At 70.4% G+C, this 26,822-nt stretch carries 27 protein-coding genes; 8 read left to right on the top strand and 19 right to left on the bottom strand.

Features of this window, described 5'->3' with window-relative positions; genetic code table 11:
* Nucleotides 1-190 precede the first annotated feature (190 nt).
* A complete protein-coding gene (locus A5700_RS24785) occupies nucleotides 191-454 on the bottom strand; it encodes a hypothetical protein (protein ID WP_068070147.1) in 264 nt (87 codons plus the stop codon).
* Nucleotides 455-562: 108 nt separating this feature from the next.
* Here A5700_RS24785 and A5700_RS24780 point away from each other — a divergent pair, with 108 nt between their 5' ends.
* Complete coding sequence (locus A5700_RS24780) at nucleotides 563-1,597, top strand: TIGR03617 family F420-dependent LLM class oxidoreductase (RefSeq protein WP_068070146.1); 1,035 nt, start codon at nucleotides 563-565, stop codon at nucleotides 1,595-1,597.
* On the opposite strand, the gene A5700_RS24775 is transcribed toward A5700_RS24780, so the two are convergent.
* The 6 genes from A5700_RS24775 to A5700_RS24750 all read right to left on the bottom strand — a co-directional run bounded on the left by A5700_RS24775 (nucleotide 1,587) and on the right by A5700_RS24750 (nucleotide 7,873).
* Nucleotides 1,587-3,164, bottom strand: a complete 1,578-nt coding sequence (locus tag A5700_RS24775) for an NRAMP family divalent metal transporter (protein ID WP_156671435.1) — start codon at nucleotides 3,162-3,164, stop codon at nucleotides 1,587-1,589. The two genes, A5700_RS24780 and A5700_RS24775, sit on opposite strands and share 11 nt — an antisense overlap.
* Before the next feature lie 89 nt (nucleotides 3,165-3,253).
* Entirely contained in the window at nucleotides 3,254-4,591 is a 1,338-nt protein-coding gene (locus A5700_RS24770) for a magnesium transporter MgtE N-terminal domain-containing protein (RefSeq protein WP_068205093.1), read from the bottom strand.
* Nucleotides 4,592-4,711: 120 nt separating this feature from the next.
* Nucleotides 4,712-5,455: a sensor domain-containing protein gene (locus A5700_RS24765; RefSeq protein WP_068070143.1), complete on the bottom strand. Its 744-nt coding sequence runs from the start codon at nucleotides 5,453-5,455 to the stop codon at nucleotides 4,712-4,714.
* 153 nt (nucleotides 5,456-5,608) lie between these two features.
* Entirely contained in the window at nucleotides 5,609-6,361 is a 753-nt protein-coding gene (locus tag A5700_RS24760) for a sensor domain-containing protein (protein WP_068070142.1), read from the bottom strand.
* A gap of 130 nt (nucleotides 6,362-6,491) precedes the next feature.
* A complete protein-coding gene (locus tag A5700_RS24755; protein WP_068070153.1) occupies nucleotides 6,492-7,385 on the bottom strand; it encodes a DMT family transporter in 894 nt (297 codons plus the stop codon).
* 95 nt (nucleotides 7,386-7,480) lie between these two features.
* Nucleotides 7,481-7,873, bottom strand: coding sequence for a hypothetical protein (locus A5700_RS24750; protein ID WP_068070141.1), 393 nt, complete (start codon nucleotides 7,871-7,873; stop codon nucleotides 7,481-7,483).
* A gap of 188 nt (nucleotides 7,874-8,061) precedes the next feature.
* Here A5700_RS24750 and A5700_RS24745 point away from each other — a divergent pair, with 188 nt between their 5' ends.
* A complete protein-coding gene (locus A5700_RS24745) occupies nucleotides 8,062-9,237 on the top strand; it encodes a thiolase family protein (RefSeq protein WP_068070152.1) in 1,176 nt (391 codons plus the stop codon).
* A 10-nt stretch (nucleotides 9,238-9,247) separates the two neighbouring features.
* Here A5700_RS24745 and A5700_RS24740 read toward each other — a convergent pair whose 3' ends face one another.
* Nucleotides 9,248-9,799 (bottom strand): hypothetical protein, encoded by a 552-nt coding sequence (locus A5700_RS24740; RefSeq protein ID WP_068070151.1) that lies wholly within the window; start codon nucleotides 9,797-9,799, stop codon nucleotides 9,248-9,250.
* A 201-nt stretch (nucleotides 9,800-10,000) separates the two neighbouring features.
* Between A5700_RS24740 and A5700_RS24735 the strand changes: the two genes are divergently transcribed.
* Together A5700_RS24735 and A5700_RS24730 are read left to right on the top strand one after the other, a co-directional pair.
* Complete coding sequence (locus A5700_RS24735; RefSeq protein WP_068070140.1) at nucleotides 10,001-10,729, top strand: 3'(2'),5'-bisphosphate nucleotidase CysQ; 729 nt, start codon at nucleotides 10,001-10,003, stop codon at nucleotides 10,727-10,729.
* A 13-nt stretch (nucleotides 10,730-10,742) separates the two neighbouring features.
* Nucleotides 10,743-11,615 (top strand): alpha/beta fold hydrolase, encoded by an 873-nt coding sequence (locus A5700_RS24730; protein WP_068070150.1) that lies wholly within the window; start codon nucleotides 10,743-10,745, stop codon nucleotides 11,613-11,615.
* A gap of 7 nt (nucleotides 11,616-11,622) precedes the next feature.
* Here the strand turns inward: A5700_RS24730 and A5700_RS24725 are convergent, their stop codons facing one another.
* On the bottom strand, nucleotides 11,623-12,072 hold the full coding sequence (locus tag A5700_RS24725) for a hypothetical protein (RefSeq protein WP_068070139.1): 450 nt from the start codon (nucleotides 12,070-12,072) through the stop codon (nucleotides 11,623-11,625).
* A 67-nt stretch (nucleotides 12,073-12,139) separates the two neighbouring features.
* On the opposite strand from A5700_RS24725, the gene A5700_RS24720 reads away from it, so the two are divergent.
* Nucleotides 12,140-13,171: an amidohydrolase family protein gene (locus tag A5700_RS24720; RefSeq protein ID WP_068070149.1), complete on the top strand. Its 1,032-nt coding sequence runs from the start codon at nucleotides 12,140-12,142 to the stop codon at nucleotides 13,169-13,171.
* 10 nt (nucleotides 13,172-13,181) lie between these two features.
* On the opposite strand, the gene A5700_RS24715 is transcribed toward A5700_RS24720, so the two are convergent.
* Nucleotides 13,182-14,087 (bottom strand): haloalkane dehalogenase, encoded by a 906-nt coding sequence (locus tag A5700_RS24715; protein WP_068070138.1) that lies wholly within the window; start codon nucleotides 14,085-14,087, stop codon nucleotides 13,182-13,184.
* A gap of 107 nt (nucleotides 14,088-14,194) precedes the next feature.
* Nucleotides 14,195-15,403 carry a MalY/PatB family protein gene (locus A5700_RS24710; protein WP_068070137.1) on the bottom strand — a complete coding sequence of 403 codons (1,209 nt, stop codon included), beginning with the start codon at nucleotides 15,401-15,403 and terminating at the stop codon, nucleotides 14,195-14,197.
* 228 nt (nucleotides 15,404-15,631) lie between these two features.
* On the opposite strand from A5700_RS24710, the gene A5700_RS24705 reads away from it, so the two are divergent.
* Nucleotides 15,632-16,606, top strand: a complete 975-nt coding sequence (locus A5700_RS24705) for an LLM class flavin-dependent oxidoreductase (RefSeq protein ID WP_068070136.1) — start codon at nucleotides 15,632-15,634, stop codon at nucleotides 16,604-16,606.
* 67 nt (nucleotides 16,607-16,673) lie between these two features.
* Here the strand turns inward: A5700_RS24705 and A5700_RS24700 are convergent, their stop codons facing one another.
* Nucleotides 16,674-17,654: an alpha/beta fold hydrolase gene (locus tag A5700_RS24700; RefSeq protein WP_068070135.1), complete on the bottom strand. Its 981-nt coding sequence runs from the start codon at nucleotides 17,652-17,654 to the stop codon at nucleotides 16,674-16,676.
* Nucleotides 17,655-17,871: 217 nt separating this feature from the next.
* Nucleotides 17,872-18,387 carry a lipoprotein LpqH gene (locus A5700_RS24695; RefSeq protein WP_068070134.1) on the bottom strand — a complete coding sequence of 172 codons (516 nt, stop codon included), beginning with the start codon at nucleotides 18,385-18,387 and terminating at the stop codon, nucleotides 17,872-17,874.
* 355 nt (nucleotides 18,388-18,742) lie between these two features.
* Between A5700_RS24695 and A5700_RS24690 the strand changes: the two genes are divergently transcribed.
* Entirely contained in the window at nucleotides 18,743-19,315 is a 573-nt protein-coding gene (locus tag A5700_RS24690) for a TetR/AcrR family transcriptional regulator (RefSeq protein WP_068070133.1), read from the top strand.
* A complete protein-coding gene (locus A5700_RS24685) occupies nucleotides 19,312-20,592 on the top strand; it encodes a cytochrome P450 (protein WP_068070132.1) in 1,281 nt (426 codons plus the stop codon). The genes A5700_RS24690 and A5700_RS24685 overlap by 4 nt, the downstream gene beginning before the upstream one ends.
* Here A5700_RS24685 and A5700_RS24680 read toward each other — a convergent pair.
* From A5700_RS24680 to A5700_RS24655, 6 genes are all read right to left on the bottom strand, one after another.
* Nucleotides 20,570-21,298, bottom strand: a complete 729-nt coding sequence (locus A5700_RS24680) for a sulfite exporter TauE/SafE family protein (RefSeq protein ID WP_068070131.1) — start codon at nucleotides 21,296-21,298, stop codon at nucleotides 20,570-20,572. The two genes, A5700_RS24685 and A5700_RS24680, sit on opposite strands and share 23 nt — an antisense overlap.
* A gap of 183 nt (nucleotides 21,299-21,481) precedes the next feature.
* Complete coding sequence (locus A5700_RS24675) at nucleotides 21,482-22,333, bottom strand: sulfurtransferase (RefSeq protein ID WP_068070130.1); 852 nt, start codon at nucleotides 22,331-22,333, stop codon at nucleotides 21,482-21,484.
* A gap of 67 nt (nucleotides 22,334-22,400) precedes the next feature.
* Entirely contained in the window at nucleotides 22,401-23,546 is a 1,146-nt protein-coding gene (locus tag A5700_RS24670) for a glycosyltransferase (protein WP_068070129.1), read from the bottom strand.
* A gap of 133 nt (nucleotides 23,547-23,679) precedes the next feature.
* Complete coding sequence (gene budA / locus A5700_RS24665; RefSeq protein ID WP_082959783.1) at nucleotides 23,680-24,468, bottom strand: acetolactate decarboxylase; 789 nt, start codon at nucleotides 24,466-24,468, stop codon at nucleotides 23,680-23,682.
* 6 nt (nucleotides 24,469-24,474) lie between these two features.
* Nucleotides 24,475-26,157, bottom strand: coding sequence for an acetolactate synthase AlsS (gene alsS / locus A5700_RS24660; protein ID WP_068070128.1), 1,683 nt, complete (start codon nucleotides 26,155-26,157; stop codon nucleotides 24,475-24,477).
* A gap of 64 nt (nucleotides 26,158-26,221) precedes the next feature.
* A partial coding sequence (locus A5700_RS24655) for an AAA family ATPase (protein WP_156671434.1) occupies nucleotides 26,222-26,822 on the bottom strand: 601 nt, incomplete at its 5' end.

The raw sequence follows: 26,822 nt of genomic DNA, 5'->3' as shown, positions 1-26,822 counted from the left end.
TGCTCGGCGCCGCCGTGCTGCACCTGCACACGTTGGGGCTTCCGGTCGCATTGACGGCTGTCGCCTTCGTCGTCGGCCTGCTGGTGATCCCGCTGGCTCCCGAAACGCGCGGCGAGACGCTGCCGCAATAGCGGCGTGCCAGCGGCCCTTCGGGGGAGCCGCGGGTAGGTCGTCGCCGACGACGAAGGCGTCAGCGGGCGCGGTAGCGCCGGTCTCCGGGGTGACGCCGGTCCAGCCGCCGATGGCGTCGTCCACCCAGCCGGTTCCACTGCACGATCGCCTCGTATTGCCCCATGATCAGCTTGCCGGTGATCGCCGCGATGGGGAGTCGCCCGGGCAACGGGCCGCCCGTCGCCGCGTATTCCTCGCAGTCGGAATAGATCTGAGCCAACTTCGCCTCGGCGTCCGACCGTATCTCGTGAACCGTCGAGCGCAGTCGAGCGTGTCGGGCCACGCACGCAGCGCGGCGCGCCGCCTCGGTAACGAAGGCCGATCACCCCGGAGCCGCGGACCCCGGGGCGGGCAGGGCGGCGGACCGGGACCGGCGACGTACGCTCCTCACATGCACGTCGACGCGATGACCAGTCCCCAGCCGCTCAACCTGATCGGGGACCTTGCGCGGCGCACCCAGGCGGCCGGCTTCTCGGGATTGTTGTTCACCGAGACGGGTCGCGTCGCCTACTCCAACGTCGCGGTGGCCTCGCAGGCCGCGCCCGGGCTCGAGCTGTCCACCGGTGTGGCGGTGGCCTTCCCGCGCAGCCCGTTCATCACCGCGGCCGCGGCGTGGGAACTGCAGGAGGCGACCGGCGGCCGGTTTCGGCTCGGGCTCGGCACCCAGGTGCGCACCCACGTGGTGCGGCGCTACGGGGTGCCCTTCGAGCGACCCGGACCGCGGCTCCGTGACTATGTGCTGGCCGTCAAGGCGTGTTTCGCCGCGTTCCGCTCCGGCACGCTCGATCACCACGGCGAGTTCTATGACCTCGACTTCATCACCCCGCAGTGGAGCCCTGGCCCCATCGACGCGCCCGACCCCATGGTCGACGTCGCCGCGGTCAACCCGTGGATGCTGCGAATGGCGGGCCAGGTGGCCGACGGGGTGCACGTGCACCCGATCGGGGAGCCCGGTTACCTGACGCGCCACGTGGTCCCGAACGTGGCCAAAGGTGCTGCGCGGGCTGGGCGTTCGCCGTCCGACATCGCGATCGTCGTGCCGGTGCTGACCGTCGTCGGCGACACCGACGAGGAACGGGACCGGCAGCGCGAGGGTGTGCGGGCCAGCATGGCCTTCTACGGCAGCACCCCCAACTACGCGTTCATCTGGGACGAGGCCGGGTTCGAGGGCACCACCGCCCGGATCCGGGAGAAGCAGAAGGCCGGCGACTTCGCCGGGATGGCGGCGCAGGTCAGCGACGATCACATCGCCGCGTTCGCCACCGAGTCCACCTGGGATGCGTTGGCCGACAAGCTGATCGACAAATACGCCGGAACGGCGACGCGACTGGTGCTCTACAACGCCGTCGGCGATCCGCAACGCTTCGAACGCTACGGCGAGGTGGCCCGCCGGATCGCGGCGGCGGGCCGACCGGTCAGCGGCTGAGCTGAATCGCCTTGACCACCAGCAGCAGCGCCCCGGCGACCAGATAGGAGCGCAGCGCGATCATGCCGAGCCGGGTGCCGGGTGACCAGACCACCGGCTCGAGCAGGGCCAGGGGCGGCATCCGCCACGTGCTGCGGTCCACACCGCGGGCCGGCAGCGGCGCGGCGGGTCGCGGGGACTGGCGCCGGGCCATCCAGCGCAGCAGCGGCACGGCCGCGACGCCGAGCACCACCATGCCCAGCGCCAGGTAGCCCGACACCGCCACCACGTCGATCTTGGGAAACAAGGTGGTGGCCATCAGGATCCCCGACAGCAGCAGCAGCGTGCCGACGATCAACCCGGCGACCCAGTTGAGCCAGGTCCGATTGACCCACGGCCCCAACACTTCCCGGTCGTTGCACAGCAACAACAAAAAGACGCTGGCACTGGGTAGCAGCAATCCCGCGAGGGCCTGCACCGCGGTGGTGATCAGGCCGAGCGGCGCGCCGGGGATCAACACGATGGCCGCCGCCACCGCCACCATCGCCGCGTAGGACAGGTAAAACTGTTTGGCGTCGGCGAAGCCGCGGTGCAGCGAGTGCTTCAGCCCGAACACGTCGCCGAACGCGTAACTGGTGGCCAACGTGACCGCCGCGGCGCCGATGATCGACGCGTCCATCAGCACGATCGCGAAGATCGAGCCCAACAGGTCGCGGTGCTCCCCGAGCAGGTGCGCGGTGCCACCGGCGTCGGTGAAACCGCCCACGGTATTGGTCGAGCGCGCCGCCCAGTCGCCGGTCATCACCAGCGCGGCCGCCCCGACGACCACGACGAAGGCCCCCAACACCGTGTCCGCACGTTCGTAGGCCATGAAGCGCGGCGTGATGCGCTTGTCGACCACGTTGGACTGCTGGAAGAACAACTGCCAGGGCGCCACCGTGGTGCCGACGATCGCGATGATCAGCAGCACCGCGTCCGAGCTCACACCACCCGAAATTCCCGGCACCACAAAGGACTTGGCCGCCTGACCCCATTGCGGATGCGACATCAGCAACATGGGGATCTGCAGCAGCGTGATCGCGATGAAGATGAACATCGCCCGCTCCCAGCGGCGGAAGCTGCCGCTGGCCATGATCGCGACCAACGCCACCGCCGAGGTCGGGACCACCACGTATTTGGAGATGCCGATGTATTCGGCGGCCAGGCTGATGCCGATGAATTCGGTGACGATGGTGAGGAAGTTGAGCAGGAACAGGTCACCGACGGAGAACCAGCCCCAGCCGCGGCCGAAGCGCTCGTTGATCAGCCGGGCGTGCCCGACGCCCGTCACGGCGCCCAGCCGGACCACCATCTCCTGGTTGACGATGAGCACCGGGACCAACAACAGCAGCACCCACAACAGTGAGTAGCCGTAGTTCTGACCGGCCTGGGCGTAGGTGGCCACCCCGCCGGCGTCGTTGTCGCCGACCATCACGATGATGCCGGGGCCCACGATCGCCAACAGGGTCAGCAGCCGCGTCTTCCAACTGCGCGCGTGCTCGGTCTCGCCGATGCTGATCCGCCCGAAGGCGCCCTCGATGTCGCCCAGGTGGGCGCTGTCGAGGACCGCCGAACGCGTTGGCGCGTCGGGCCCGGTCCCGCGCTCGGCAGCGTCGGCGCTGGTGGTCTCCTCCGGGCTCACAGCGTGGTACCTCCGGGCAGCGACGAGGTGTGGTCGTCGGCCGCGGCGACGTCGCGGATCGGCCGGGGAGCGGGTTCACGGCGGCGCCAATCCTCGGGGATCGTAGCCTCCAGCACGTCGTCGACGGTGACCACCCCGAGGATGCGGTCCTGCTCGTCGACCACGGGGATCGAGTAGAGGTTGAAGTCGGCCATCAGCAGCGCGATGTCGGTGAGGTCGGCGTCGGCGTTGACCCGCACCGGATCCGAATCCATCAGCCCCACAAGGGTATTGCTGGGCTCGGCCTGCAGCAGGCCGATGACGGACGCCACACCGTCGAGCCGCCCGTCGTCGTCGACGACGTGAACCTTGATCAGCGCCTCCGGCTGGATGCTGCGTGCGGTGGCGATCAGGGCCAGCGCCTCCCCGGCCGTCGCGGTGGGCCGGCAGGACACGAAGTCGACGTTCATCAGGCCGCCGGCGCTTTCGGGATTGAAGCCCATCAGCGTGATGACCTTGGTGCGCTGGGGCCCCGGCATCAGGTCGAGCACCCGCCGGCGCCGTGACTGGCGCAGGTCGGCGATGGCGTCGGCGGCGTCGTCGGCGCGCATTCGCCCGAGCAGCCCGGCGACCTCGTCGTCGGGCATGCCGTCGAGCAACCGGCTGGCCTTGTCAGGATCGAGTTCCTCGAAGACGTCGGCTTCCAACTCGGGGTCGCTGTGCACCCGGTCGAGGATCTCGCCGCCCTCGGCCTTGTCCGCCTCTTCCAGCAGATCGGCGATCTCGGCGGCCTTGAATTCGCCGAAGCGGTCCGACAGGCGCCGCACCGCGTCGGTGCGGGCGTGACCGATCAGCGGTTCGAACGCCTTCCAGTCGCGCGCCGCGTGCCCAGCGGCCTGCTTGATCAACCCGAACAACCGCGGCGGCCGCCGGGTGTCGAGGCGGACGAGCGCCCAGCCGGCGCCGGTGTCCTCCAGCTCGACGTCGTAGGCGCGCACCAACTCCACCGCGGCCACATCGATGAGCCTGTGCCCCAACACATCCGCGCGCAGTAACACCTCGCCGTCGCGACGCTCGAAGCTCCGCAGGTCGACCTTGTTCTTGGTCAACACGACTCGCTTCGCGGAGAATTCGTCGATCGACTTGTTGCCGACGAACACGCGACGCCCCCCGACGCCGGCCACGATCCCGGCGACCAGGGGATAGTCGTCGGCGCCGCCGAGCCGCACGATGACGTCCTCGACCCGGCCCACGGCCTCGCCGGACCTGGCCACCACCGGCGCACGCAGCAGCTCGGAAAGGTGGATCACCGGCGGCCCGCCGTGCGGCCGGCTCGCCTTCTCGGATGCGCTCACATCGTCCTCCTGCCCCGGTGCGGCCCGCCCCGCGTGACGACCACGGTGACCGGCTCGGCCGCCAGAGCGTACGCCGGGGGCACCGGCGCGGGCTAGGGAGGTGAGGTAAACGCTGGGCGGCTACTGCTTGTCGACTTTGCCGGCGATCTGGTTGGCAACGGTGCTGCCCAGGTCCGCGAGATCCTTGCGGCAGGCGTTCACGTCGATGGCGACGTTGTTGCGGACGGTGAGCGCCCGCTGGCACGGCATGGTCGTGGTCGTCCCGTTGCTGGTGACGTCGACGGTGACCGTCGTGGTCAACATGCCGTTGGCGTTGCTGACCGCCCCGACCTGCCAGTGCAGACCGGGGTTGGTCGCGTCGGCGGGGACGGTGTCCTGACGGTTGGCGCAGGCGGGCCATCGGCGAGCCGACGCGTCGAAGAACGCCCGCGCCTGTTCGGGGGCGGGGAACAGCACCACGATCTGCGTCAACTCGGGTGTCTCCACGGCCTTCGCCCCGGTGGGCGTGGGCGCCACGTCGCGGTAACCCAGGACCGCGGTGTCACCGCTGTCGGCGTAGGACGGCGCGGCGCCCGGATGGAAGATATAGGTGCATTCGGCCGGCAGCGTGTAGTTCTGCCGGCCCGCCGGGTTGTCCGTGAGCTCGGTGATCGGCGGGTCGCTCGTCGTTCCCCGCACGTGCAGCAGAGTGTCGATGTCATCGGGCGTCAGCAACAGATTGGGCAGCGCCGCCTGCGCCAGGGGGCCGCCGTTGGACGTGCTGGTGCTCGTGGTGGTCGACGACGATGTGCCGGAGCTGTCGTTGCCACACGCCGCGACGAGCAGTGCGGCGGCGACCGCGACTCCGGCTGTCGACTGGCGCATGGGGGAGTCCTTTCGCTCGAGTGACGGCCGTCAGCGGAGCATAAGACAGGCTGCTCGGTCCCGGAAGACATTGCGCAAACGCGTTCGGCGACAACCCATCATGAGCCACGCCCGTCGAATCGGCTGTGTGCGCCGGCAATTGGCGAGGCCGGTCTACTGTTTGTCGACTTTCCCGGCGATCTGGTTCGCGACATTGACGGCCGTGTCGCCGATGTCGGCGGTCTTGCACGCCTCGACGTCGACGACCACGTTGTTGCGGACTGTCAGCGCCCGCTGGCAGGTCCCCGATATCATGGTCTGGTCGCCCTTGGACAGGCTCAGCGACGTGGTGGCGCTCAGCACCGAGTTGTTGTTGGCGACGGGCCCCACCTTCCAGGTGACCGTCGGGTTGTCGCCCTCACCGGGCACGGTGTCACCCCGGTTGCTGCACCCCGGCCAGCGTTGCGCGGACGAGGTGAAGAAGGCGTTGGCCTGCTGGGCGGACGGGAACAACACCACCGTCTGCTGGACGTCCGGGGTGCCCGGATCGCTCGACGTGCCGTCGCGTTCCCCCTGCACCGCGGTGAAGCCGCTGCCCCCATAGACCGACGCCTCGGCGGGCCCCATCACGAATAGACAGTCGTCGGGGAACTTGTAGCTCTTGGGGAACACGTCGGTCGGGTTGTCGCCCTTCGGCTGGTTGATGGGCTCCAAGGTCTTCGAGCCCGCCACACCCAGCGCCGCGTCGACCTCGGGCGGCGTCAGCAGCAGACCGCCCAGCGCCGGCTGCGCCAGTGGAGGTTTGCTCGCGGTGGTCGTGGTGGTGCTGCTCGACGAGGACGCGGGCGCGGCCTGCTTGTCGTCACCGCACGCGGCGGCCGAGGCCGCGATCGCGGCAATGGCGGCAATGGCTGCTAGCTGGCGCATGGTCGGGGTGCCTTTCCTGCGTGATCGGCTCGGCAAGCGTTCGGCGCACCCCCGCGCGTTGGCTATTGGAGAGTTGTGTGCGGATGGAGCATACGACAGCGGCGGGCGTCGAGGAAGCGAATGTTTGCCGTCAGGTTGATTCCGTTGCGGGCGTGCGGCTCTCGGCCTCGCGGCTGCCCGCGGCCTGGCTGTGCGCCAGCGCCACCGTGGCAGCCACCATGACTGCGACGGAAATGGTCAGGGCCGCCACGCGCGGACCGGTGGTCTGCAACGTCTCACCCAACACGGTGACGCCCAGCACCGCCCCGACGATGGGCTCGGTGACCGTCACCGCCGGTAGCGACGCGGTGAGGGGGCCGGCCCGAAACGCCGACTGTTCCCAGGCGGTCGCGGCGATCGCCAGGGCCAGCCACACGTAGAGCTCGGGCAGCCGCAGCACTGCCAGGATGCCGTGGTCGAGCCGGTCGACCACGCCCTTGGTCAGTACCGTGAAAATGCCCCACAGCGAGCCGGACAACACACCCAGCAGCAGCGCACCGACCGAGCCGGGGAACATGCGGGCGCCGACCACGCAGAGGATCAGCGCCGGGCCGACGATCAGCGCGACCACGGTCCAGGTCTTCACCGATCCTCGGGGCGTGCCCTCACCGGGATCGCCGACCGTCACCACCACCGCGACGGCGGCGACCAGCAGGGTGGCCCAAATGCCTTGCGCGCGACTGATTTTGCGGTGATTCACCCTGGCGTTGAGGACCAGGGCGAACAGCAGCGAGGTCACCGACAGGGCCTGCACCAGAACCACCGAACCCAGCCCCAGCGCCGCGGCCTGAAGGCCGAAGCCGGCGCCGGCGACCAGGCTGCCCGCCCACCACCGGCGGTCCCGGAGCAGCCGGCGAAGCAGGGCGACGGTGCCGACCGACTGCTCGGTGACCTGTTGGGCCGAGCGCTGCTGGGCGACGTCGCCGATGCCGATCATCAGCGCGGCCCCCACCGCCAGCACCGCCGCGATCTCCGTCTGACCCACCACGCTCATCTCCCGTCCCTACGGCAACGCCGACAACGCAATTCACGCCGCATCGGGCGGCGCCGACCGTCGCATTTCCCCTCTGAACGAGAGCCTCAGCTGTTGCGGCGGATCTTCAGCGCCGTGGTGATCATCGGAACCTGCAGCGGTAGCCGGGCCAGGGCGACGATGCGCATCGCCCACGGCTTGTCCCACCACAGCCGGCACATGTTGACGTTGGCCGGGAACACCCCCAGGAACAGGGCCACCGCCGCCAGCGCGCCGAACCGCCGAGTGCGACGCGCAAGCAGCAGCGCCCCGACGCCGAGCTCCGCCACCCCCGAGGCGTAGGTGTAGAACCGCGCGTCGCCGGGCAGCTCGGCGGGCACGATGCCGTCGAACGGCTTGGGTGCCACGAAGTGCAGGGTGCCCATGCCGAGCAACAGCGCCCCCACCCGGTAAGCGGTCAACTCGGTTGCGTCGCGCGCGGCGAGCGATCTGGTAGTCATCGCTCCATTGTGTCCTGTGAGCTCCCCGGCCCGGACCCCGCCGGTCCACCAGCCGCCCGCCACCGCCGCGCGCCCGGCGCGGCCGAACTCAGGCCATTTACTATTGGTCATACGGTATTTGTTACGATTCGCCACATCTGATGACCGCGCTGCCGACCGCAGCCAAGACCCTGTTCGAGGTTGACACCATGGCCACACCCGTAATCGTCGGTGCCGTCCGGACGGCCATCGGCCGCTCCTTCAAGGGCACGCTGGTCAACACCCCGCCGGAGACGTTGATCACCACGGTGCTGCCCGAGGTGGTGCGCCGCTCCGGCGTTGACCCGTCGGCCATCGACGACATCATCTTTGCCGAATCGCATTACGGCGGAGGCGATCTGGCGCGATACGCCGCGACGGCGACCGGCCTGGAAGGCGTGCCGGGTCAATCGGTCAACCGGCACTGCGCCGGCAGCCTGACGGCCATCGGCAACGCCGCGGCGCAGATCGGCTCGGGAATGGAGCGCGTGCTCATCGCCGGTGGCGTGCAGTCGCTGTCGATGACGCCGCTGACCAACTGGCGCATCCCGGGGCCCGAGCTGAAGTTCGAGGAGCGCTGGATGCCGCCGACCCATGTCGAGACGCCCGACGCGCCGGCCAAGGACATGTCGATCACGGTCGGCTGGAACACCGCCCAGGCGGTGGGCATCACCCGCGAGGAGATGGACGCCTGGGCCGCCCGCTCGCATCAGCGGGCGATCGCCGCCATCGACGCCGGCAAGTTCCTCGACGAGATCATTCCGCTGAAGGTGACGCAGTTCGACGGCTCGGTGACGGAGTTCGCCGTCGACGAACACCCCCGGCGCGACACCACCGTGGAGAAGCTGGCCGGGCTCAAGGTTTTGCATCCCGAGATCGAGGGGTTCTCGATCACCGCCGGCAACAGCAGCGGCACCAACGACGCGGCCGCGGCGGTGGCCCTGGTCGACAGCGACTACGCCGCCGCGGAAAACCTTCACGTGATGGGCACCGTCAAGGCCTGGGCCGCTGCGGGGGTGGCGCCCCGGGACACGGGCCTGGGCGCGGTCAAGGTGATCGGCAAGGTGCTGCAGCGGGCCGGCCTGTCGGCCGGTGACGTGGCGCTCTGGGAGATCAACGAGGCGTTCGCCTCGGTGCCGATCGCGGCGTGCCGGGAATACGGCATCGACGAGGAGAAGGTGAACTTCTCCGGCAGTGGCTGCAGCCTGGGGCACCCCATCGCCGCCTCGGGCGCCCGCATGGTCACCACGCTCGTCTACGAACTGGCCCGCCGCGGCGGCGGCATCGGCGTCGCCGCGATGTGCGCGGGTGGGGGCCAGGGCGGCGCCGTGGTCGTCGAGGTCTAGCGGCGGTCCGTCAGTTGCAGAACGTGTAACCGATGAACTGCGTGCCGCGGGTTTCGCCGCTCGAGTAGTTGGCGAAGTGCACCGCCGGGTGCCCGTCGTACTCGGCGTTCATCTTCTGCACGGTGGGCGGGGGAACGCCCTGCGGGAACGCCAGGATCATGTCGGCGAAGATCTTGAGCCCCACCTGGCAGATGGCCTCCCGGCGCGGCGGCTGCGGATTCCACGCGTGGACGACGACCGGCTCGGTGAGCTGATACCCCGCCGCGCAGTTCGGGTCGCACACCTTGAAGACCGCCGTGCCGGTCCCGTCGGCGCCCTGAGGGCCCCACCCGCTCCACGACATGCCTTGCAGCGCAACGGCGACACTCGCGCAGCCCAGCACGTTCAGCGACTTGGGACGTTCGACCGGAGGCGCCGACAGGTTGTAGCAGCCGGGGATGGCGTAGGTGTCCGGCGGCGCGGGCGGCTGAGCGGCCGGGGTTGGCGGGTGGTCGCCGCTCAGCTTGAAACCCACAAACGTCAGGACCGCCACCAGTAGCACGGCCGCACCCGCCCCGACCAGCAGCGGGCGCCCGCGCGGAATGCGCCGCAACGGGTTCGAAGAAGGGGCGTCGCCGCCGCCGCTCACGCTCACGCTCAACAGGATTACCGGTTGCGCCGGAAATTTCACGTCCGGGGGGCGTGGGCCCGCACCCCCGCAATGGCACGGTAAAGTTGGTCAACGCTACCAACAAAAAGGGTGCCACCGTCCAGGGAGTTGCGGATGAATGACCACGAACTGGCCGCGCGGCTGGCCACCGAGGCAGGCCGGCTGCTGCTCGACGTGCGCCAAGAGTTCGCCGACGCCGACGCTCGCGAACGAAAAGACGCCGGGGACAAGCGTTCCCACGAGTTCCTGATGCAGGCGTTCGCCGAAGAGCGCCCGGACGACGCGGTGTTGTCCGAGGAGGGCGCCGACGATCCGGTCCGGCTGACCGCGCAGCGCGTGTGGATCGTCGATCCGCTGGACGGGACGCGGGAGTTCTCCGAGCTCGGCCGCGACGACTGGGCGGTGCACGTCGCCCTGTGGGAGGCCGGTGAGCTGATCGCCGGCGCGGTCGCCTTGCCGGCACAAGACATCACCTGGGCCACTCCGGAGGTGGCGGCGCCGCCGGCCGCGCCGGGCAAGCCGCGCATCGTGGTGTCGCGCACCCGGCCCCCGGCCATCGCCTTGGCGGTGCGCGACGCGCTGGACGGCGTGCTGGTCGAGATGGGTTCCGCCGGAGCGAAGGTGGCCTCCATCGTTCAGGGCGTGTCCGACGTGTACGTGCACGCCGGGGGGCAGTTCGAGTGGGATTCGGCGGCCCCGGTCGCCGTCGCGCGTGCGGCCGGCCTGCACACCTCGCGGATCGACGGCTCCGGCTTGGTTTACAACCAACGGGATCCGAAGTTGCCGGACCTGGTGGTGTGCCGGCCGGAGCTGGCCGAGGCCGTGCTCGCGGTCACCGGCTGAAATGGTTTCGGCCATGCGAATGAGCTCTGCGTGCGACGGTTTCCGCCTCGCCTATGAGCGGTACGGCGGCGGCGGTCCGCCGGTGGTGCTGCTGCACGGCTGGCCCGGCGACCGCACCGATTTTCGGCGGGTCGTGCCGCTACTCGGCGACGACGTCGACGTGGTCGTGCCCGACCTGCGGGGCTTCGGGGAATCGGACAAGCATCGCGTCGATCCGGCCGAGGGCTACGGCGCGGCGGCCCAGGCGCGCAGCGTCGCGGCGCTCATCGAAGAGCTCGGTCTGCGGCGCCCCCTCATCGGCGGCTACGACGTCGGCAGTCGGGTGGCGCAACAGCTAGCCACCCATCGGCCCGAGCTCGTCGCCCACCTGGTGGTGTCGCCGCCGCTGCCGGGGGTCGGCGGCCGGATCCTCAACGAAGACGCGCAAAAAGAGTTCTGGTATCAGCCCTTTCATCGGCTGGCGCTGTCCGAGTTGTTGATCGACGGCAACGCCGACGCGGTGCGCGGCTACCTGGAGCACTTCTGGACCCATTGGTCGGGGCCCGCCTTCGACCTTCCCGACGCGGACCTCGAGCATCTCGTTGCCCGGTATTCGCCGCCCGGGGCGTTCGCCGCGTCGATCGGCTGGTACCGGGCGGGTTCCGGCACGGTGGCCACGGCCGCGGCGGAACGCCCACCCGCGCGTGACCGGCGGATCGGGACCCCGACGTCGGTGCTGTGGCCCGGGTCCGACCCGCTGTTTCCCCGTGCGTGGGCCGACCGGCTCGACGATTTCTTCGCCGACGTGACGGTGACGGTGGTCGACGGCGTCGGGCATTTCACCCCGCTCGAATGCCCGGGGGAGTTCGCCGCGTTGCTCAAGCGGGCGCTGACCTTGCCCGCGTAGCCGACTGTCAGCCCCGGCGATCCCGTCGCCGACGGCCCCTAACCTCCTCGGTCCAGTCCTGTTCCAGGCGCCCGATCTCGAGGGAGAGCAGGGTGAGAGTTTGATTATCGCAATGTATTTCGTGCGCCGAGCGGTACTTCGCCGTGTCGCCGGTGGTGGGCAGATGGGGCCGCAGGCCCTCGAACCATTCGTCTCCCACGACGTTGGGCGGCTCGCCGACTCGCCCGCCGCACGCCCACCGTTGGTAAGCGTCGCGCGCACCGGCCAGGCCGGTGCGCCACCGTTGCAACGCCTCGCAGCGCTGGGCGTGCAGTTGCATGCTCATCTGGTGTCGGTGGTCGGCGTTTCCCATCATCCGCGGCAGCACGGTGTCCGAGACCGAGCGTGCGACGCCCGCCGCACTCGCGGCCGACGCGCCCACGACCATGCCCATCAATCCCATCAACGCTCCGTCCATGCGGTGATCGTTTCATCGTCGGCCTCCGATGGCCAAGAATTGGGTGACCACCGACCAGAGGAGAGCCGTGTTGCGGATCGACACCCATCACCACGCCATCCCGCCCTTCTACCGCGAGGTGCTGGCACGGACCGGCAGGCTTGACGCCGGCGGGCGCCAATTACCCGAGTGGAGCCCCGAGGCCTCGCTGTCCACCATGGCCGAGCTCGACGTCGGCACCGCGATCCTCTCGGTCTCGACGCCGGGCACCGCGATCGTCTCCAGCCCCGCGGACGCGGCGAAACTCGCCCGCGACCTCAACGACTACCTGGCCGAACTCGTTGCGGCGCAACCTGACCGGTTCGGCTTTTTCGCGACGGTGCCCACGCCGCACCTCGCCGAATCCGTCGACGAGGTCGCCAGGGCTCTGGACGACCTGCGCGCGGACGGCGTTGTGCTGCTTGCCAACAGCGCAGGGACCTACCTCGGCGCCGACGGCCAGGACGATCTCTTCGCGGCGCTCGACGACCGGTCGGCCGTGGTGTTCATCCACCCCGGCGAGCTCCCCGGGCCGCCCGTCGAGGGTATCGTCCCGTTCGCGGCGGACTTCCTGCTCGACACCACCCGCGCCGCGTATCTGCTTGTGCGCAACGGCATCTGCCGCGCCTACCCGAACATCAAGTTCGTGCTCAGCCACGCGGGCGGCTTCGTACCCTACGCCTCGCACCGGATGGCGGTCAGCATCACTGGCGACACCGGACGCGGCCTGACCGACAGCCTCGACGACTTCGCGAGCTTCTACTTCGACACCGCGTTGTCCTCTAGCGCCGCCGCGCTGCCGAGCCTGCTGGCGTTCGCCAAGCCCGGCCACGTCACCTTCGGCTCCGACTGGCCCTATGCGCCCACCGCGGCCGGCAAGTTGTTCGCCGCGGGCCTGGAGGCCTACCCGGGGCTCGACGCGCGCGGCCGCGCCGCGATCGAGCGTGACAACGCGTTGGCGTTGTTCCCGCGGCTGGGGCAGGCGCCGCTCCCGGACACCGGTGGCCGGATCGATCAGCTCCGCCGCGGGGTGAGCCGTGCGGTCATGCGCGGCGTTGTCCGGCTGATCAACAGCCGCTGAGGCGCGCCCGTCACAGCACTGCCTTCTGCCACGACAGCACCCGCTCGGCCAGCTCGGGACCGCTGTCCTCCTGGATGAAGTGACCCGCGTTGATGCGGGCGTGCGGTTGGCCGGCGGCGCCGGGGATGTGGCTGATCAGCGGGCGGTCCGCGCGTCCGAGGATGGGGTCGCGCGCCCCGAAGATGGCCAGAAATGGCTTGTCCCAACGGCCTAGCGCGTCCCAGGCCCGGCGGTTGGCCGGAATCGCCGGGTCGTCCGGCGAGGTCGGCACCAACTGCGGGAACGCCCGCGCCCCGGCCTGATACGCCTTATCGGGGAAGGGCGCGTCGTAGCCGGCCCGCACCTTGGCCGATACCCGGCGCACCGTTGCCGTCGCGACGATCCGACCGGCGGGCAGGACCGGGGAGTAGCGGGCGAAGCCGCGCCACAGGTGGAACGCGGGGGAGACGCGCCGCCGCGCGGTGGGCAGGAAGCCGTTGGCCACCACGAGGCGCCCGACGCGGTCACCCTGCTCGGCGGCGATGCGCAGTCCGATCAGCGACCCCCAGTCCTGGACGAACAGCGTGACGTCGCGCAGGTTCAGGCGTTCGAACCAGGCCGTCACCCACTCGACGTGGCGCAGGTAGGTGTAATCCTCGGGCCGGCTGGGTTTGTCCGATCGGCCGAAGCCGATCAGGTCGGGAGCGAGCACGCGGTTCCCGGCGTCGGCGAGCGGCGGGATCATGGTGCGGTAGAGGTAGCTCCACGTGGGTTCGCCGTGCAGCAATACGATCGGCGGCCCGTCGGACGGTCCTTCGTCCAGGAAGTGCATCCGCAGGGGCGGGGTGTCGCTGGCCGTCACATCGAGATAATTCGCTACGAACGGGTAGTCCTCCAGGTTTTCGAATCGGGAGTCCGGGGTTCGCAGCACACGCATATTCAGCTCCTCCGGTAGGCCGGCACCTCTGCAAGCCTCTCGCGCCGGCGCGAGTTCGTCTAGTGGGCAATTCGTTGTCCCGGGGGCGTCGTCGAGCGCGACGGGCGTCAGCGGGCGCCGGACAGGGCGCGGCCCATGCGCGCGACGGCCTCAGCCAGGATCGACCTCGAGGTCGCGAAGTTGAGCCGCACGTGGCCCGCGCCACCGGTCCCGAAGACGTGACCGGAGCTCAGCGCCACGCGGGCCTGGTCGAGGAACCAGCGCGCGGGCCCCGCGAGGTCGGCTACCACCGCAAGGCCTTCGACGGCGTCATCCTCGTCGAAACACAACGCTCGACAGTCCAGCCAGGCGAGATAAGTGCCCTGTGGGCGTTGATATTTGACGCCGGGGAGATGCTGGTCGATCAACTCGGCGAGCAGAGCGCGGTTGTCGTCGAGGCCGTCGAGCAGCGCGTCGAGCCAGTCGTCCCCGCCGCTGAATGCCGCGGCGTGTGCGATGACGCCGAGGTGGCTGGGCCCGTGGCTGACCTCCTCGGGCATGCGGCGCAAATCCGCCGACGCCTCGGGGCCGGCGACGGCGAGGGCGGCCTTGAGCCCGGACAGGTTCCACGCCTTGGACGCCGAGAGCAGGGCGAACGCGTTCTCCGCGCCCGGCACCGTCAGGAACGGGACGAACCGCGCGCCGGTGAGGACGACGGGCGCGTGGATCTCGTCGGACACCACCCGGACGTCGAACCGGCGGGCGAGCGAGGCGACCTCGCGCAGTTCGTCGCTCGTGTGCACCGTTCCGGTCGGATTGTGCGGGTTGCACAGCAGGTAGGCGACCGCACCCGTCGACGCCGCGGACCGGGCGCGGCCGAACGCGTCCGCCAACGCGTCGAGATCGATGCGGCCGGCCGCGCTGAGCGGCGCCTCGATCACCCGGCGGCCGTCGTGCGCCACGAACGCGTAGAACGGCGCGTAGACCGGCGGGTTGACCACCACCGCGTCGCCCCGGCCGGTGATCAGCCGCAGCAGCTCGACGACCCCCAGCATGACGTCGGGGACCAGCGCGGTGCGGGCGACCTCGAGGTCGTGCCATTGCCAGCGCCGCGACGCGAACCCGCTGACCGCCTCGGCGAGGTCCGTGCCGTACGGGTAGCCGGTGTCGCCGTCGTCGATGGCGGCGTGGACCGCCTCGGCGACGGTCGGGGGTAGCCGGACGTCCATCTCGGCGACCCACAGCGGCAACACGTCGGCGGGGTGCGCCCGCCATTTCATGCTGGTGCGGCGGCGCAGCTGCGGCAGCGTCAACTCCTCGAGGGGATTGACCGTCACGCCCGCAGACTATCCGGTGGGCCCCACCACGCGGCAAACGCTTTTCGCTGGACCGTCGGGGGCAGCTCCGGCGAACTGAACAATCCCGGTTGTGCGGCAACGACATCGGGCCCCGCGCTGACCACCCGCATCCGTCCCACCCGGCCGCGGGCCGACGCGCGCCGCTTTACGTCTTGGGCGCAACGTGTAACGTACGTCGGGAAGATCGAGCCAGCGAGGAGTAGGGCCGTGTACACACTGCGCTTCGACATGCGTGATCCCGAATGGGCCGCCGCCCCAACCGATCTGTACGCCGCAGCACCCGAGATGAGCGCATGGGCCGAAGAGCATGGCGGCCTGGCCGCCGTGCTGTGCGAGCACCACGGCTCCGAGGACGGCTATCTGCCGTCACCGTTCCTGCTGGCGTCGGCGGTGGCCGCGCGGACGCAGCGGCTGGCGCTCAGCTTGATCCTGATCCTCCCGTTCTACGAGACCGTGCGGCTCGCCGAGGACATGGCGGTGCTGGACATCCTCAGCAACGGACGGGCCTCCTACATCCTGGCGTTGGGGTATCGACCCGAGGAGTTCGAACACTTCGGCGTGTCGATGAAGACGCGCGGCCGGCTGTGCGACGAGAAGCTGGCGTTGCTGCGGCGGCTGCTCGCCGGGGAGACCGTCGTCCAGGACGGGCGGCGCATCTCGGTGACGCCCCGGCCGCTGACCCCGGGCGGGCCGGGCCTGATGTGGGGCGGCGGAACGGTCGCCGCGGCCCGCCGCGCCGGCCGATACGGGCTGGGCATGTTGGGCAACGCCAACGCGCCGGGCATGCGGGAGGCCTACGAGGAGGCGTGCCGCGAGCACGGCCACCAGCCCGGCCCCACGATGTTTCCCGACCGCAACACCCCGTCGGTGGTGTTCGTTGCCGACGACGTCGACCAGGCGTGGAAGGAGATCGGGGAGCACCTGCTGCACGACGTGCGGGCCTACGCCGCCTGGAATCCCGGGGACGAGACGACGGCCGGTTTCTCACACGTGAACACCGTCGACGAGCTGCGCGAGACCGGCACCTCACACGTCATCATCTCGGTGCCGGAAGCGATCTCGCGAGTGCGGTCCGGCCAGGTGCTCAACCTGTCGCCGTTGTGCGGTGGGCTGCCCCCGGACATCGCCTGGCCGTATCTGCGGCGGGTGGGCGAGGTGGTGCTGCCCGAGGCGCTGGGTTGACGGGCGGTGCCTCGCGTCGATTGGTTCGGTACGCCCCGGGGGCCGGCGCGCTGCCGGTCGTGACGGGTTAACCGGTCGCGTCGATCAGCACCGCGCCGCCGGGTCGATCGCCGAGCGTCTGCAGCGGGATGTCGCCGCCCCGCGCGGTGAGGCGGACGATCTCGGCCAGCTGCGCGGGGGCGTCGCACTGCAGGTAGTGGTCGGCACCCGGCACCACCCAGTAGCGGTTGCTGCCCGGTTTGCCCTTGAGATACGTCTGCCAGACGTGATTGGGCACCCGCAGTGGCGCCACGTTGTCGTGCAGCCCCCACACGACGGTGGTGTCGACCTCGCTGGTGGAAAGCGCTTGCAGCCAACGGGTTTCGTCGGCGGCGCGCTCGTGGAGGTACTGGATGGTGTCGGGCAGCACCCGGATGCCGTCGTTGTGGGCGAAGGAGGCCGCCAGCGCGGCGATCTCGGGGTCCTCGAGCGTGCGGCGCGGCATGAAGGTGCTGGCGCCCAAGCCGGCCGCCAGCAGCTCCGGGGTCACCGCCGCGGCGGTGTCCCTGGCGGTAGTGGGATCGAGCAACGCCGTCTGAAACGTCGTCAGGTTGGCCAGCGGCAGGTAGATGTTGCCGTTCGTCAGGATCAGGTCGCGGGGCGGCGCCGCCTGCTCCGCCAGCATCCCGAGCGCGATCAGGCCGACGCTGCACCCGCGGTCGTGGGTGACCATGCGGTAGTCGGTGAGCCGCCACACTTCGCCGATCGCGTGCACCAGCAGCCGCGCGTCGTCGTAGAGCGAGTACACGTACGGCTCGGGTGGCTTGTCGGACAGCCCATAGCCGGGAAAGTCGAGCGCATAGACGTCGAACTCGGCGGCCAGTTCGCCGGCGAGCGCGTAAAAGTCGACGCTGGAGGTGGGGAAGCCGTGCACCAGCACCAACGGCGGCGCGCCCGGCGTGCCGCAGCGGCGGCTGAACACGGCGACCTCGCGGGCGCCGTTGGCGGCGGTCGTCGACCGCCAACGGAGTTCGGTGCCGCCGGTTCGCCACTGCGCCAAGATGTCCAAGCCGCCAGCATTTCAGAGGGGCGCCGTCGAGACAATGCCCCGGCGGCGTCCTCTCCGGGGGCGTAGGACAAGTGCCCGCCTCGTAGCGACAACGGGGCCCGCTGGGCGCCGCGCGCGCGGGCCGGACCGGACGAAACCACCGTTGTCGCTGTGAGGCGGGCGAATGCGCAGCCCCCACCTGCGCGGGGCGCGAGTGACGCGTGCGGCGACGCGGCCCCTACGGGCAGGTGACGTGGATGCCGAAGGTGACCTGGCGCAGGCCGCTTTGGCCGGGGGCGCTGCCCTCGCCGGTGCCGGTCACGGTGTAATTCTTGCCGTCCTTGGTGGCCTGCACCTGCGTCGGCGATTTGGTTCCCTGGTAGGGCAGTTGGAATTGGCCGTTGTCCAGCTTCAGCGAGATGCCGAAACCGTCGACGGTGGGCGGTTGTTCGTCCGACAGCGCCAGCGACACCGACGCCGTGTCGTCGTGGACGCTGACTCGGGTGGTGAGATCACCGGACTCCGGCGGCGTCGCGTTGGGTTGCGCCGCCGAGCTCGTGCAGTCGACGGCCGCGATCATCGTGTGCTTGTTGCCGTCGATCATCACGGTGCTGCTGACCGCGGCCGGGGTGGCGGACGTCGAGGTGGCCGGTGCGCCGGTCTTGCTCGAGCAGGCCGACACGCTCGGCCCTAGCGCGACCATCGCCAGCGCGGCGGTCGCGACGACGGCCCGCCGATCGTTCGGATTTCCCATCTTGAGTCCTGTCGTTAGACGGTCATCAGGACTATAAAGCCCGCTCGTTACGGCCGGGCATCGCAGTCGATCATGCGGAGCAGCGGTCCGGCGAACAGCGGCCGCACCGCGTCCGGTCGTGGCGCGGCGCAGCACGCCTCATGTCTGGCCGCCGATCCCGATCGGCAGGCGATTCCGGCCCTCGCACGGAGCGACAACCAGGCCCGCGAACGAGTGGTGCTCGATGCGGTATCGGGTTGAGCGACGGCCGGCTTGACGCGCCGAGCCTTTGCAGGCGGCACCATGCCGGGTAGATTCGAACAATGCTCGAATGTCGGCGAAATTGGTTGGCCACCGAGGCCGGCACGGTGCCGCGATGACGGCCGCGACGCGGCGGCCCTACGGCGAACTCGACCGCGCGCAGGTGCTGGCGTCGCTGCACGACCTGGCCCGACGGGTCGGGGTCCAGGGAGTGACCATGCGGCAGCTGGCCGGCGAGCTCGGCGCCGCGGTGCCCTCGGTGTACTACCACGTCCCGGGCAAGCGGGCGGCCCTGGAACTGCTTGCGGAAGCCGTGCTGGACGACATCCCGATCACCGACGCCGGCCCATGGGACGTCCGGCTCGTCGAATTATACTGCGCCGCAAGAAAAGTCATTGTCGCGGTTCCGGGCGTGGCGAACGTGCTGCAGACCAGCGGCGGGGGTGAGCCGGCCCGTCGGCTCGACGCGCTGAGCCGTTCGTTGCTGCGAGAGGCCGGCCTGCCGAAACCCGCTGTGGCCGCCGTGCATTCGGTGTTGTACACCTATTTGTTGGGATCGATCAGCCTGGAAGAGGCGCGGCCGTCGCCCCGCGGGAAGCGCCACACCGCCCACCGCTTTCGCGCGGGACTGGACGTCGTGATCGCCGGAATCATGGCGTCGTTGCCGACCGGATCGGAGAACCGATGAGCGTTCCCAAACCCACCCTGGTAGGGTCCCTGGTCCCGGAGAACCAGGACAGCGCGGCCGATCGCGACGCCGCGGCGCTGCTGGATCCCGACACGTTCGTCGCGGGTGCCCCGTTCGACGCCATGAGCCGACTGCGGGCGAGCGCCCCGGTGCATCCGGTGCAGTTGCCCGGCCTGCCCAGGGCGTGGCTGCTGACCAAGCACGCCGACGTGCGTATGCTCAGCCGCGACACCGACACCTTCGCCAGCAGCCAGGGCAACACGCTCGTGCAGGTCGAGGCCGGCCCGAACTCGGCAATGCTGCCCGGCATCGATCCGCCCCGCCACGTCCACTTCCGCAAGTTGATCAACCAGGGTTTCACCGCGCGCAACGTCCAGCGGCTGGAACCGCGGATGCGCAAGGTGGCCCGCGACATCGTCGCCGACATCACCGCGAAGGGCGAATTCGACGCCGTCACAGACATTTCCGCGGAGATGTCGTTGCAGGTGATCGCGGACGTGTTGGGCGTTCCGGCCGAAGATCGGCTGGAGGTGTTCCGGTGGAGCAACGCGATCGGAAGCCTGGGCATCGAAGATCCCGACTACGCGCCCGGCCCGGAAGCGCTCGGTGCGGCCGTGGCCGAGATGTTCGACTACTGCCAGGAACTGGTGGAGCACCGGCGCAAGCACGGCCGCACCGACGACATCCTGTCGGCGTTGCTGGCCGCCGAGGTCGACGGTGACAAACTCAACCGTGACCAGCTCAACGAATTCTTCTTGCTGCTGGCCATCGCCGGCAACGAGACCACACGAAACACGTTGAGCCACGGCATCTTGGCGCTGTCCGCGCATCCCGATCAGCAGGCGCTGCTCGCGCGCGACCGCGACGCGATCAAACCGGCGGTGGAGGAGCTGCTGCGCTGGTCCACCCCCGTCATGCACTTTCGGCGGACCGTCACCCGAGACGTCGAGATCCGGGGGCAGCTGATTCCCGCCGGCGACTGGGTGTTGATGCATTATCTGTCCGCGAACCGCGACGAGGACGTCTTCGAGCGCGCCGATCGCTTCGACGTCACGCGACCCGACGCCGGCCACGCCGCGTTCGGCGGTGGCGGAGTGCACTTTTGCCTCGGCGCCCAGCTGGCGCGCCTCGAGCTGCGCGTCATGCTCGAGGAGCTGTACGGGGCTGTGCCCGGCCTGTCCGTGGTGGGGCCACCCGACCGGCTGCGGTCGTCGTTCTTCCACGGCATCAAACGGCTGCCCTGCGCGACCGGGGTCAGCTGCGCGCCGTCGCAATGAACATGCCGACGGCCGCGGCCACGAGCACCAGGTCGATCATCAGCGCGTAATGGTGCGGCTGGGCGCGGCGCACGATCCGCCGGGTGACGAACGGGCCGATCATCAGGGCGGCGCCGATCACCAGGCCCCGGGCGATCACGGCGGGCGTCAGCGCGCCGAACTCGCCGAACGTCCCCATCTTGCCGAGATAGAGCACCAGCGCGCTGGCGGCTTCAGAGCCGAGGAACGCCCCGCCGCTCAGGCCGTAGCCGGTGAAGACGGGCACGCTGAGCGGCCCGGTGGACAGAATCAGCCCGGTGAGGAACCCGACGATCGCGCCCGCGACGGCCAGCTGCCACAGTCGCACGCGCCACTGCCGGGCGGCCGCGACACGGCGCACCGGAATCATGGCGAGGAAGAACACGCCGAGCAGCGCGTCGACGAGGGTTTGCGGGATGGTCAGCAGGGTGTGCGCCCCGAGGACCGCGGCGGGGGTACCGGGCGCGGCGTAGGCCAGCACCGGCCGCCACCGAATGTGGCGCCACCAGGCCGCGATTCGCGCCACGTTGGCCAGCACCGCGGCGATTCCCATGACGGGCACCGCAACTCGGGGACCGTACAACACGACCAGTGCGGGCAGCAGCACCAGCGACGACCCGGTGCCCACCAGGCCGCCGAGCGCCCCGGCGGCCAACGCGATGACAAACAAAACGATCAACGCCAGCATGCGGACCTTCTCGTCGGCGCGCGGCGCGCCGACGGGGGTCCTCCAGGCTTTTGTCCGTTCAGATGACCGCGTCCCGTCGGGGAACGCGGTGGCGCCGCTCGGACCAGGCACGCGGGTAGGCGTCGGAACCCTAGGCGCTATCGGGGACAGGCTATCAGGGCGCTGCGCCCCGCGGCGGCCGGGCTAGTCGCCGCGCTCCACGACGCGGTGCGGATCCGAGCTCCACTGCGACCACGATCCCGGAAACAGCGCCGCCTCGCGGCCCGCGGCGGCGAGCGCCGCGACGACGACCGCGGCCGTCACGCCCGACCCGCAGTAGGCGCCCACGACACCGTCGGGGTCCACGCCGCGCTCCGCCAGCAGCTGGGCGACGGAGCCGTCGTCGCGGAAGACGCCGTCGGCCCCCAGGACCGCGGTGCTGGGGAGGTTTTTGGCGCCGGGGATGTGGCCGGCGACGGGGTCCAGCGGCTCGACGTCACCGCGGAAGCGCTCCGGGGCCCGCGCGTCCAGCAGCGGCGCGGCGCCCGCGCCGACCTCTTCGGCGGACAGGGTGAGGCGGCCACCCGCATACAGATCCTGGTGCGGCACAACGACATTGCCCGGGGCGGGCGTCACCGGCCCGGTGTGCAGGTCGTTCCCGGCGGAAACCCAAGCGGCCAGGCCGCCGTCGAGGATGCGCACGTCGCCGAGCCCGGCCGCCGTCAGCACCCACCAGGCGCGCGCCGAACCGGCGCGGTTCCAGTCGTCGTAGACCACGACGGGCTGACCCTCCCGGACGCCCCAGCGCCGCGCCGCGGCCTGCAGCGACGCCCCCGAAGGTAGCGGGTGGCGGCCCCGGCCCGCGACCGAGTGATCGCTGAGGTCGTCGTCGAGCGAGACGTACACCGCGCCCGGGAGGTGACCTCGCAGGTACGCCGGGTGTCCGTCGGGCTCGTCGACCCGCCAGCGCACGTCCAGAATGGACACCGGGTCGCCCGAGCCGAGCAGGGCCGCCAGCTCGGCCGCCGTGATCAGCACCTGCCCGCGTGCTCCCACCGAGTCACCTCCTGGTCGTCTGCGACGAGCGTAGCGGCGCCGCCCGACGACGTTGCGCGCGGCGCTATTACGCGGTGTGCTCGGACTGATCGCGGTGCTCGGCCGCCGCGGGCGCACCGAGCGAGGCCAGCATCCCGGTCGCAGCCCGTTGCCAGGTGAAGTCCTCGGCGCGGCGCCGCGCGGAGCGGCGGCGCTGCAGTTCGGGCCGGCTGGCGATGGCGCTCACGGCATTGGCGATGGCGGCCGGGTCGTTGTCGGCCGAGGCGCCGCTGTCCGGGGTGATGATCTCGGTGAGCGCGGACGTGCGCGACACCACCGCCGGGGTCCCGCACGCCAGCGATTCGAGGGCGGCCAGGCCGAACGTCTCGTGCGGGCCCGGTGCCAGCGTCACGTCGGCCGACGCCAGCAGCCCGGCCACCGTGTGCCGATCGGAGATGAAGCCGGTGAAGTCGACGGGCAAGCGGGCGGCCTGCCGCTCGAGCCGGGACCGCAACGGGCCCTCGCCCACCACGACGAGCCGGGCGTCCACCCCGGCGTGGCAGAGCGCGCCGAGCGCGTCGATGCTGCGGTCGACTCGCTTTTCGACCGAAAGCCGGCCGCAGTGCACCAGCAGCATCTGGTCCGGCATTGCCCAGCGTCGACGGACCAGGTGGGAGTGCCGGCGGGGATGGAAGGTCTGCAGGTCGACACCCAGCGGGACGGTGACCGTGTTCGTCGCGCCGATGCGATCGAATTCCTCGCGCGCGAATCCGGTGGTGCACACCACCGCGTCGTAATCGGCCGCGGTGCGGGCGTTGGCCACGTCGGCGAACCGTCGCGCGGCACGCCGCGGAAGTATCTGTCCCACAAGCCGATCCAGGCGTTCGTGGGAAATCATGACCGTCGTGGCCCCATGGTCGCGGCCCCACCGGCCCAGCGATCGCAGCGTGAGCCGGTCGGAGACCTCCAGCGCGTCGGGCTGCAGCGCCTCCAGCACGGCCTTGACGGGGCCCGGCATCACGGCGCGGTAGCCGCCGGTGAATGGAATCAACGGCGCGGGCAGCGTGATTCGCACCACACCGGTCGGCAGGCGGCTGCGCTCGGCGCGCTGGCCGGGCACCAGCAGGAACACGTCGTGCCCGCCCGCGCAGTACTCGGCGCCCAGCCGGTCCACCGCGGTGCGTAGGCCGCCGGAGCGAGGGCCGTAGAAATTGGCGACCTGGACAACGCGCATAAGGTGAGGACACGCGGTGCGCGTGTGCACTCACCAATGCTGAATCGACGCGCGCCTGAACAGATTGTGAATTTCGGGCCGCGCGGCGTCGTCGCGTGCCGCCCGGTCGAAGCGGCGGCGGGCGGCGATTGCCTCAATCGCCATGTGGCCCTTCGGCTTTGCCGATGCGCTCGGCGAGATCCGCCCCGTCGAGCCGGGCGTCGAGGAAGGCCCCGGACGTCGGCAAACTCAGGTGCAGCTGGGAGGCGCCGCTGACCGCGACGTCGCCGCGGGCGAGCGTGAAGTCGAGGATGTGGCCCCCACCGGTGCGCTCACGGTTCAGGAAGTGCAGGTGATAACCGGCGACGGAGATGCCCTGTTCGAAGTCGGGGGTGCGGAACCCGACGACCGTGCCGGACACGTCGGTGAACACGGTCTCGGCCTGGTCCTCGGTCGCCTCGGTCAGCGGGGGGTAAGGCCGCTGCTGCGCCATCACGGTGCGGGTGTGCAGCTCGTCGAAATGCCCGGTGATCTTGATGCCGTAGATCAGGTTGGCGCTCTCGATGCGGGCGTCGATCGCCTTCGTGACCTCCCGCCGGCTCGTCCGTTCGGTGATCGTGATGTCGAAGTCCTTGTGAAAGCGGGTGATCGCCGCGAACGGCGATCGATCGTCCTGTGCCGCCCGGGTGGCGGTGCCGTCGGCGCGTAACCGGTAGCAGACGCCGTCGAGCACCACCATCTCGCCGTCGAGACCGTTGAACGTGCCGAGCCCGAAGTCGCCGTGGCGCAAGATCTCGGCCACCGTCACGTCACCGTCGTAGACGCCCTCCAGCAGCGCGCTGATGGTGGAGAACTGGTAGACCTCGGCATCGTCGTCGTGATGAGCGAGAAGTCTTGTCGCCCAATGCCGGAACCGTTCATAGGCGCTTGATTGTCTGTCCATGTTTCCTTACTCGAAGGGGTCGTCGTGCAGTTTCTCGGCCAGGTCGAGGTTGTGGCTGTAGTCCACCGGGACGTCGATCAGGGACGGCCCGTCCTCGGCCAGCGCCTGGCGCAAGGTGGCGCTGAACTCGTCCAGCGTGTTCACCCGGTACCCGCGGGCGCCGAAAGCGGCTGCGTAAGAGACCAAGTCGTAGTCGCTGAGCTGCACACCGGACTTGCGGTCGTACTTCATGAGCTCCTGGAAGCCGACCATGTCGTAGCTGTTGTCGCGGAAGACGATGTGGGTGAACGTCAGGCCGAGGTGCACGGCGGTGGCGAGTTCTTGCGCGGAGAACAGGAATCCGCCGTCCCCGGACACGGAGACGACCGGGGTGCCCGGGCGCACCAGGCAGGCCGCCATCGCCCACGGCAACGCGACCCCCAGGGTCTGCTGACCGTTGGAGAACAACAGCCGGCGCGGCTCGTAGACCCGGAAGTGGCGGGCCATGTAGATGTAGACCGAGCCGACATCGCAGGCGACGGTGGCGGTGTCGTCGAGTTCGTCGCGCAGGCGCAGCACGACGGCCACCGGGTTGAGGCCCGGCCCGTGCGGCGGCTCGTCACGAGCCGCGAAGTCGATGTCGGACAGCGCCTTTCGCTGGGCGGCGATCTGGGCCTGATAGTCGGCGGTCAACGTCAGGTCGGCGAGGTTGTCGGCCAGCGCGGTCAGGGTGGCCGCGACGTTGCCGACCAATTCCAGCGCCGGCTGATAGTGGTTGTCGATGTCGGCGGGCAGGGAATCGATGTGGATGACGGTGCGCGCGACGTCGCTGTTCCATTGGACCGGATCGTATTCCACGGAGTCGTAGCCGATCGCGACCAGGACATCGGCGTGCGCCAGGACGACGTCGCCGGGCTGATTGCGGAACAGCCCGACACGGCCCAAAAACGAGTCCTCCAACGCCCGGGAGATCACCCCCGCGGCCTGGAAGGTCTCCACCACCGGCAGCCCGGTCGTCGCGACGAGGGTACGCAGGGCCCGGCAGCTTTCCGGATCGGCCCCGCGGACGCCGACCAGCAACGCCGGCCGGCTCGCGCCGCGGATCAACTCGAGCGCCGCGTCGATGGCCGCGGCGGGCGCGGACGCCAGCGCGGGAATCGGGAGCCGCGCGGTGATCCCCGCCGTGGTCGGGGCGGACAGCACGTCCGCGGGCAGCACGACGGCGGCCGCGCCGCGGGGTTCGCTGACGGCGGCGCGGAAGGCCGTGACGGTCGCCTCGGCGGCGTTGTCGGGGTCGCTGATCTCGCCGGTGAACTTGGTGACGGTCCGCAACAACGCGGCGGCGTTCATCGACTGATGGGTTCGTTTGAGCCGGTCCTCGCGGCGCACCGCGCCGCACAGCGCGACAACGGGGTCCTGTTCGGTGTTGGCGGTGAGCAGCCCGGTGGCGAGGTTGGTGGTGCCGGGCCCCGAGGTCACCAGCACCACACCCGGATTGCCGGTGAGCCGCCCGATCGCCCCGGCCATGAAGGCCGCGTTCTGTTCGTGGCGGCACACGATGAGCTGTGGCCCGCCGTCGACAAGGGCGTCGTACACGGCGTCGATCTTCGCGCCGGGCACCCCGAAGACGTACTCGACGCCCTGCGCCGCGAGGACGTCGACGATCTTCTGGGCGCTGCGCACGGCCTTGCCGGGCTGCGTGGGAGTCATGGGGCCCAGTCTTCCCGGTGCCGGCGCGACGCGCTTGTCGGCTGCGCCGCCGGTGCCGCGGGCGTCAGCGTTTGCCCCAATCCCACGGCGGCGTCGTCAGCAGCTCCTGCCCGGCGACGCGCGTCTCGCCCCACTCCTTGTACAGCTCGATCTCGACGGCCGACTCGGCGTCGAGACACTCCAACAGCGACCGCGAGTGGGTGACCACCAGCACCTGGCAGCGCTGCGCCGCGCCGCGGATCAGCGCCGCCAGCGGCCGCACCAGCTCGGGGTGCAGCGAGGTCTCGGGCTCGTTGAGCACCATCAACGACGGCGACTCGGGGCTGCACAGCGCCGTGGCCCACAGCAGGAAACGCAAAGTGCCATCGGACAATTCGGAGGCTCGCAGCGCGCGGAGCATGCCGCGTTGCCGCAGTTGCAGGTCGAACAATCCGTCGTTGATGGCGACCGAGAGGGTCGCGCCGTCGAACGCGTCGGCCACGGCGCGGCTCAGGTCGTCGAGGCCCGCCTCGATGACGGTCTGGACCGCGGCGGCCAGGTCGGCGCCGTCGTCGGCGAGCACCGGCGTGCGGGTGCCGACCTGCGGGTGCCGCGCCGGGGCGAGCGCGTCCACCCGGAAGCCGTCGTAGAACCGCCAGCCGCGCAGCCGTTCGCGCACGGCCGCC

This window comes from Mycobacterium sp. E1214 (assembly GCF_001666755.1).
In the GTDB taxonomy this organism is placed as follows: Bacteria; Actinomycetota; Actinomycetes; order Mycobacteriales; family Mycobacteriaceae; genus Mycobacterium.
Note: the sequence above shows the minus strand (reverse complement) of the source record. Positions and strands in the feature narration are given on the sequence as shown.

Excerpts from the sequence above, each read along its gene's own strand:
- A5700_RS24725 (WP_068070139.1), bottom strand. The coding sequence starts at position 12,072 with ATGGACGGAGCGTTGATGGGATTGATGGGCATGGTCGTGGGCGCGTCG.
- A5700_RS24735 (WP_068070140.1), top strand. The coding sequence starts at position 10,001 with ATGAATGACCACGAACTGGCCGCGCGGCTGGCCACCGAGGCAGGCCGG.
- alsS (WP_068070128.1), bottom strand. The coding sequence starts at position 26,157 with ATGACTCCCACGCAGCCCGGCAAGGCCGTGCGCAGCGCCCAGAAGATC.
- A5700_RS24750 (WP_068070141.1), bottom strand. The coding sequence starts at position 7,873 with ATGACTACCAGATCGCTCGCCGCGCGCGACGCAACCGAGTTGACCGCT.
- A5700_RS24690 (WP_068070133.1), top strand. The coding sequence starts at position 18,743 with ATGACGGCCGCGACGCGGCGGCCCTACGGCGAACTCGACCGCGCGCAG.
- A5700_RS24760 (WP_068070142.1), bottom strand. The coding sequence starts at position 6,361 with ATGCGCCAGCTAGCAGCCATTGCCGCCATTGCCGCGATCGCGGCCTCG.
- A5700_RS24685 (WP_068070132.1), top strand. The coding sequence starts at position 19,312 with ATGAGCGTTCCCAAACCCACCCTGGTAGGGTCCCTGGTCCCGGAGAAC.
- A5700_RS24765 (WP_068070143.1), bottom strand. The coding sequence starts at position 5,455 with ATGCGCCAGTCGACAGCCGGAGTCGCGGTCGCCGCCGCACTGCTCGTC.
- A5700_RS24745 (WP_068070152.1), top strand. The coding sequence starts at position 8,062 with ATGGCCACACCCGTAATCGTCGGTGCCGTCCGGACGGCCATCGGCCGC.
- A5700_RS24680 (WP_068070131.1), bottom strand. The coding sequence starts at position 21,298 with ATGCTGGCGTTGATCGTTTTGTTTGTCATCGCGTTGGCCGCCGGGGCG.
- A5700_RS24730 (WP_068070150.1), top strand. The coding sequence starts at position 10,743 with ATGCGAATGAGCTCTGCGTGCGACGGTTTCCGCCTCGCCTATGAGCGG.
- A5700_RS24670 (WP_068070129.1), bottom strand. The coding sequence starts at position 23,546 with ATGCGCGTTGTCCAGGTCGCCAATTTCTACGGCCCTCGCTCCGGCGGC.
- A5700_RS24695 (WP_068070134.1), bottom strand. The coding sequence starts at position 18,387 with ATGGGAAATCCGAACGATCGGCGGGCCGTCGTCGCGACCGCCGCGCTG.
- A5700_RS24715 (WP_068070138.1), bottom strand. The coding sequence starts at position 14,087 with ATGCGTGTGCTGCGAACCCCGGACTCCCGATTCGAAAACCTGGAGGAC.
- budA (WP_082959783.1), bottom strand. The coding sequence starts at position 24,468 with ATGGACAGACAATCAAGCGCCTATGAACGGTTCCGGCATTGGGCGACA.
- A5700_RS24780 (WP_068070146.1), top strand. The coding sequence starts at position 563 with ATGCACGTCGACGCGATGACCAGTCCCCAGCCGCTCAACCTGATCGGG.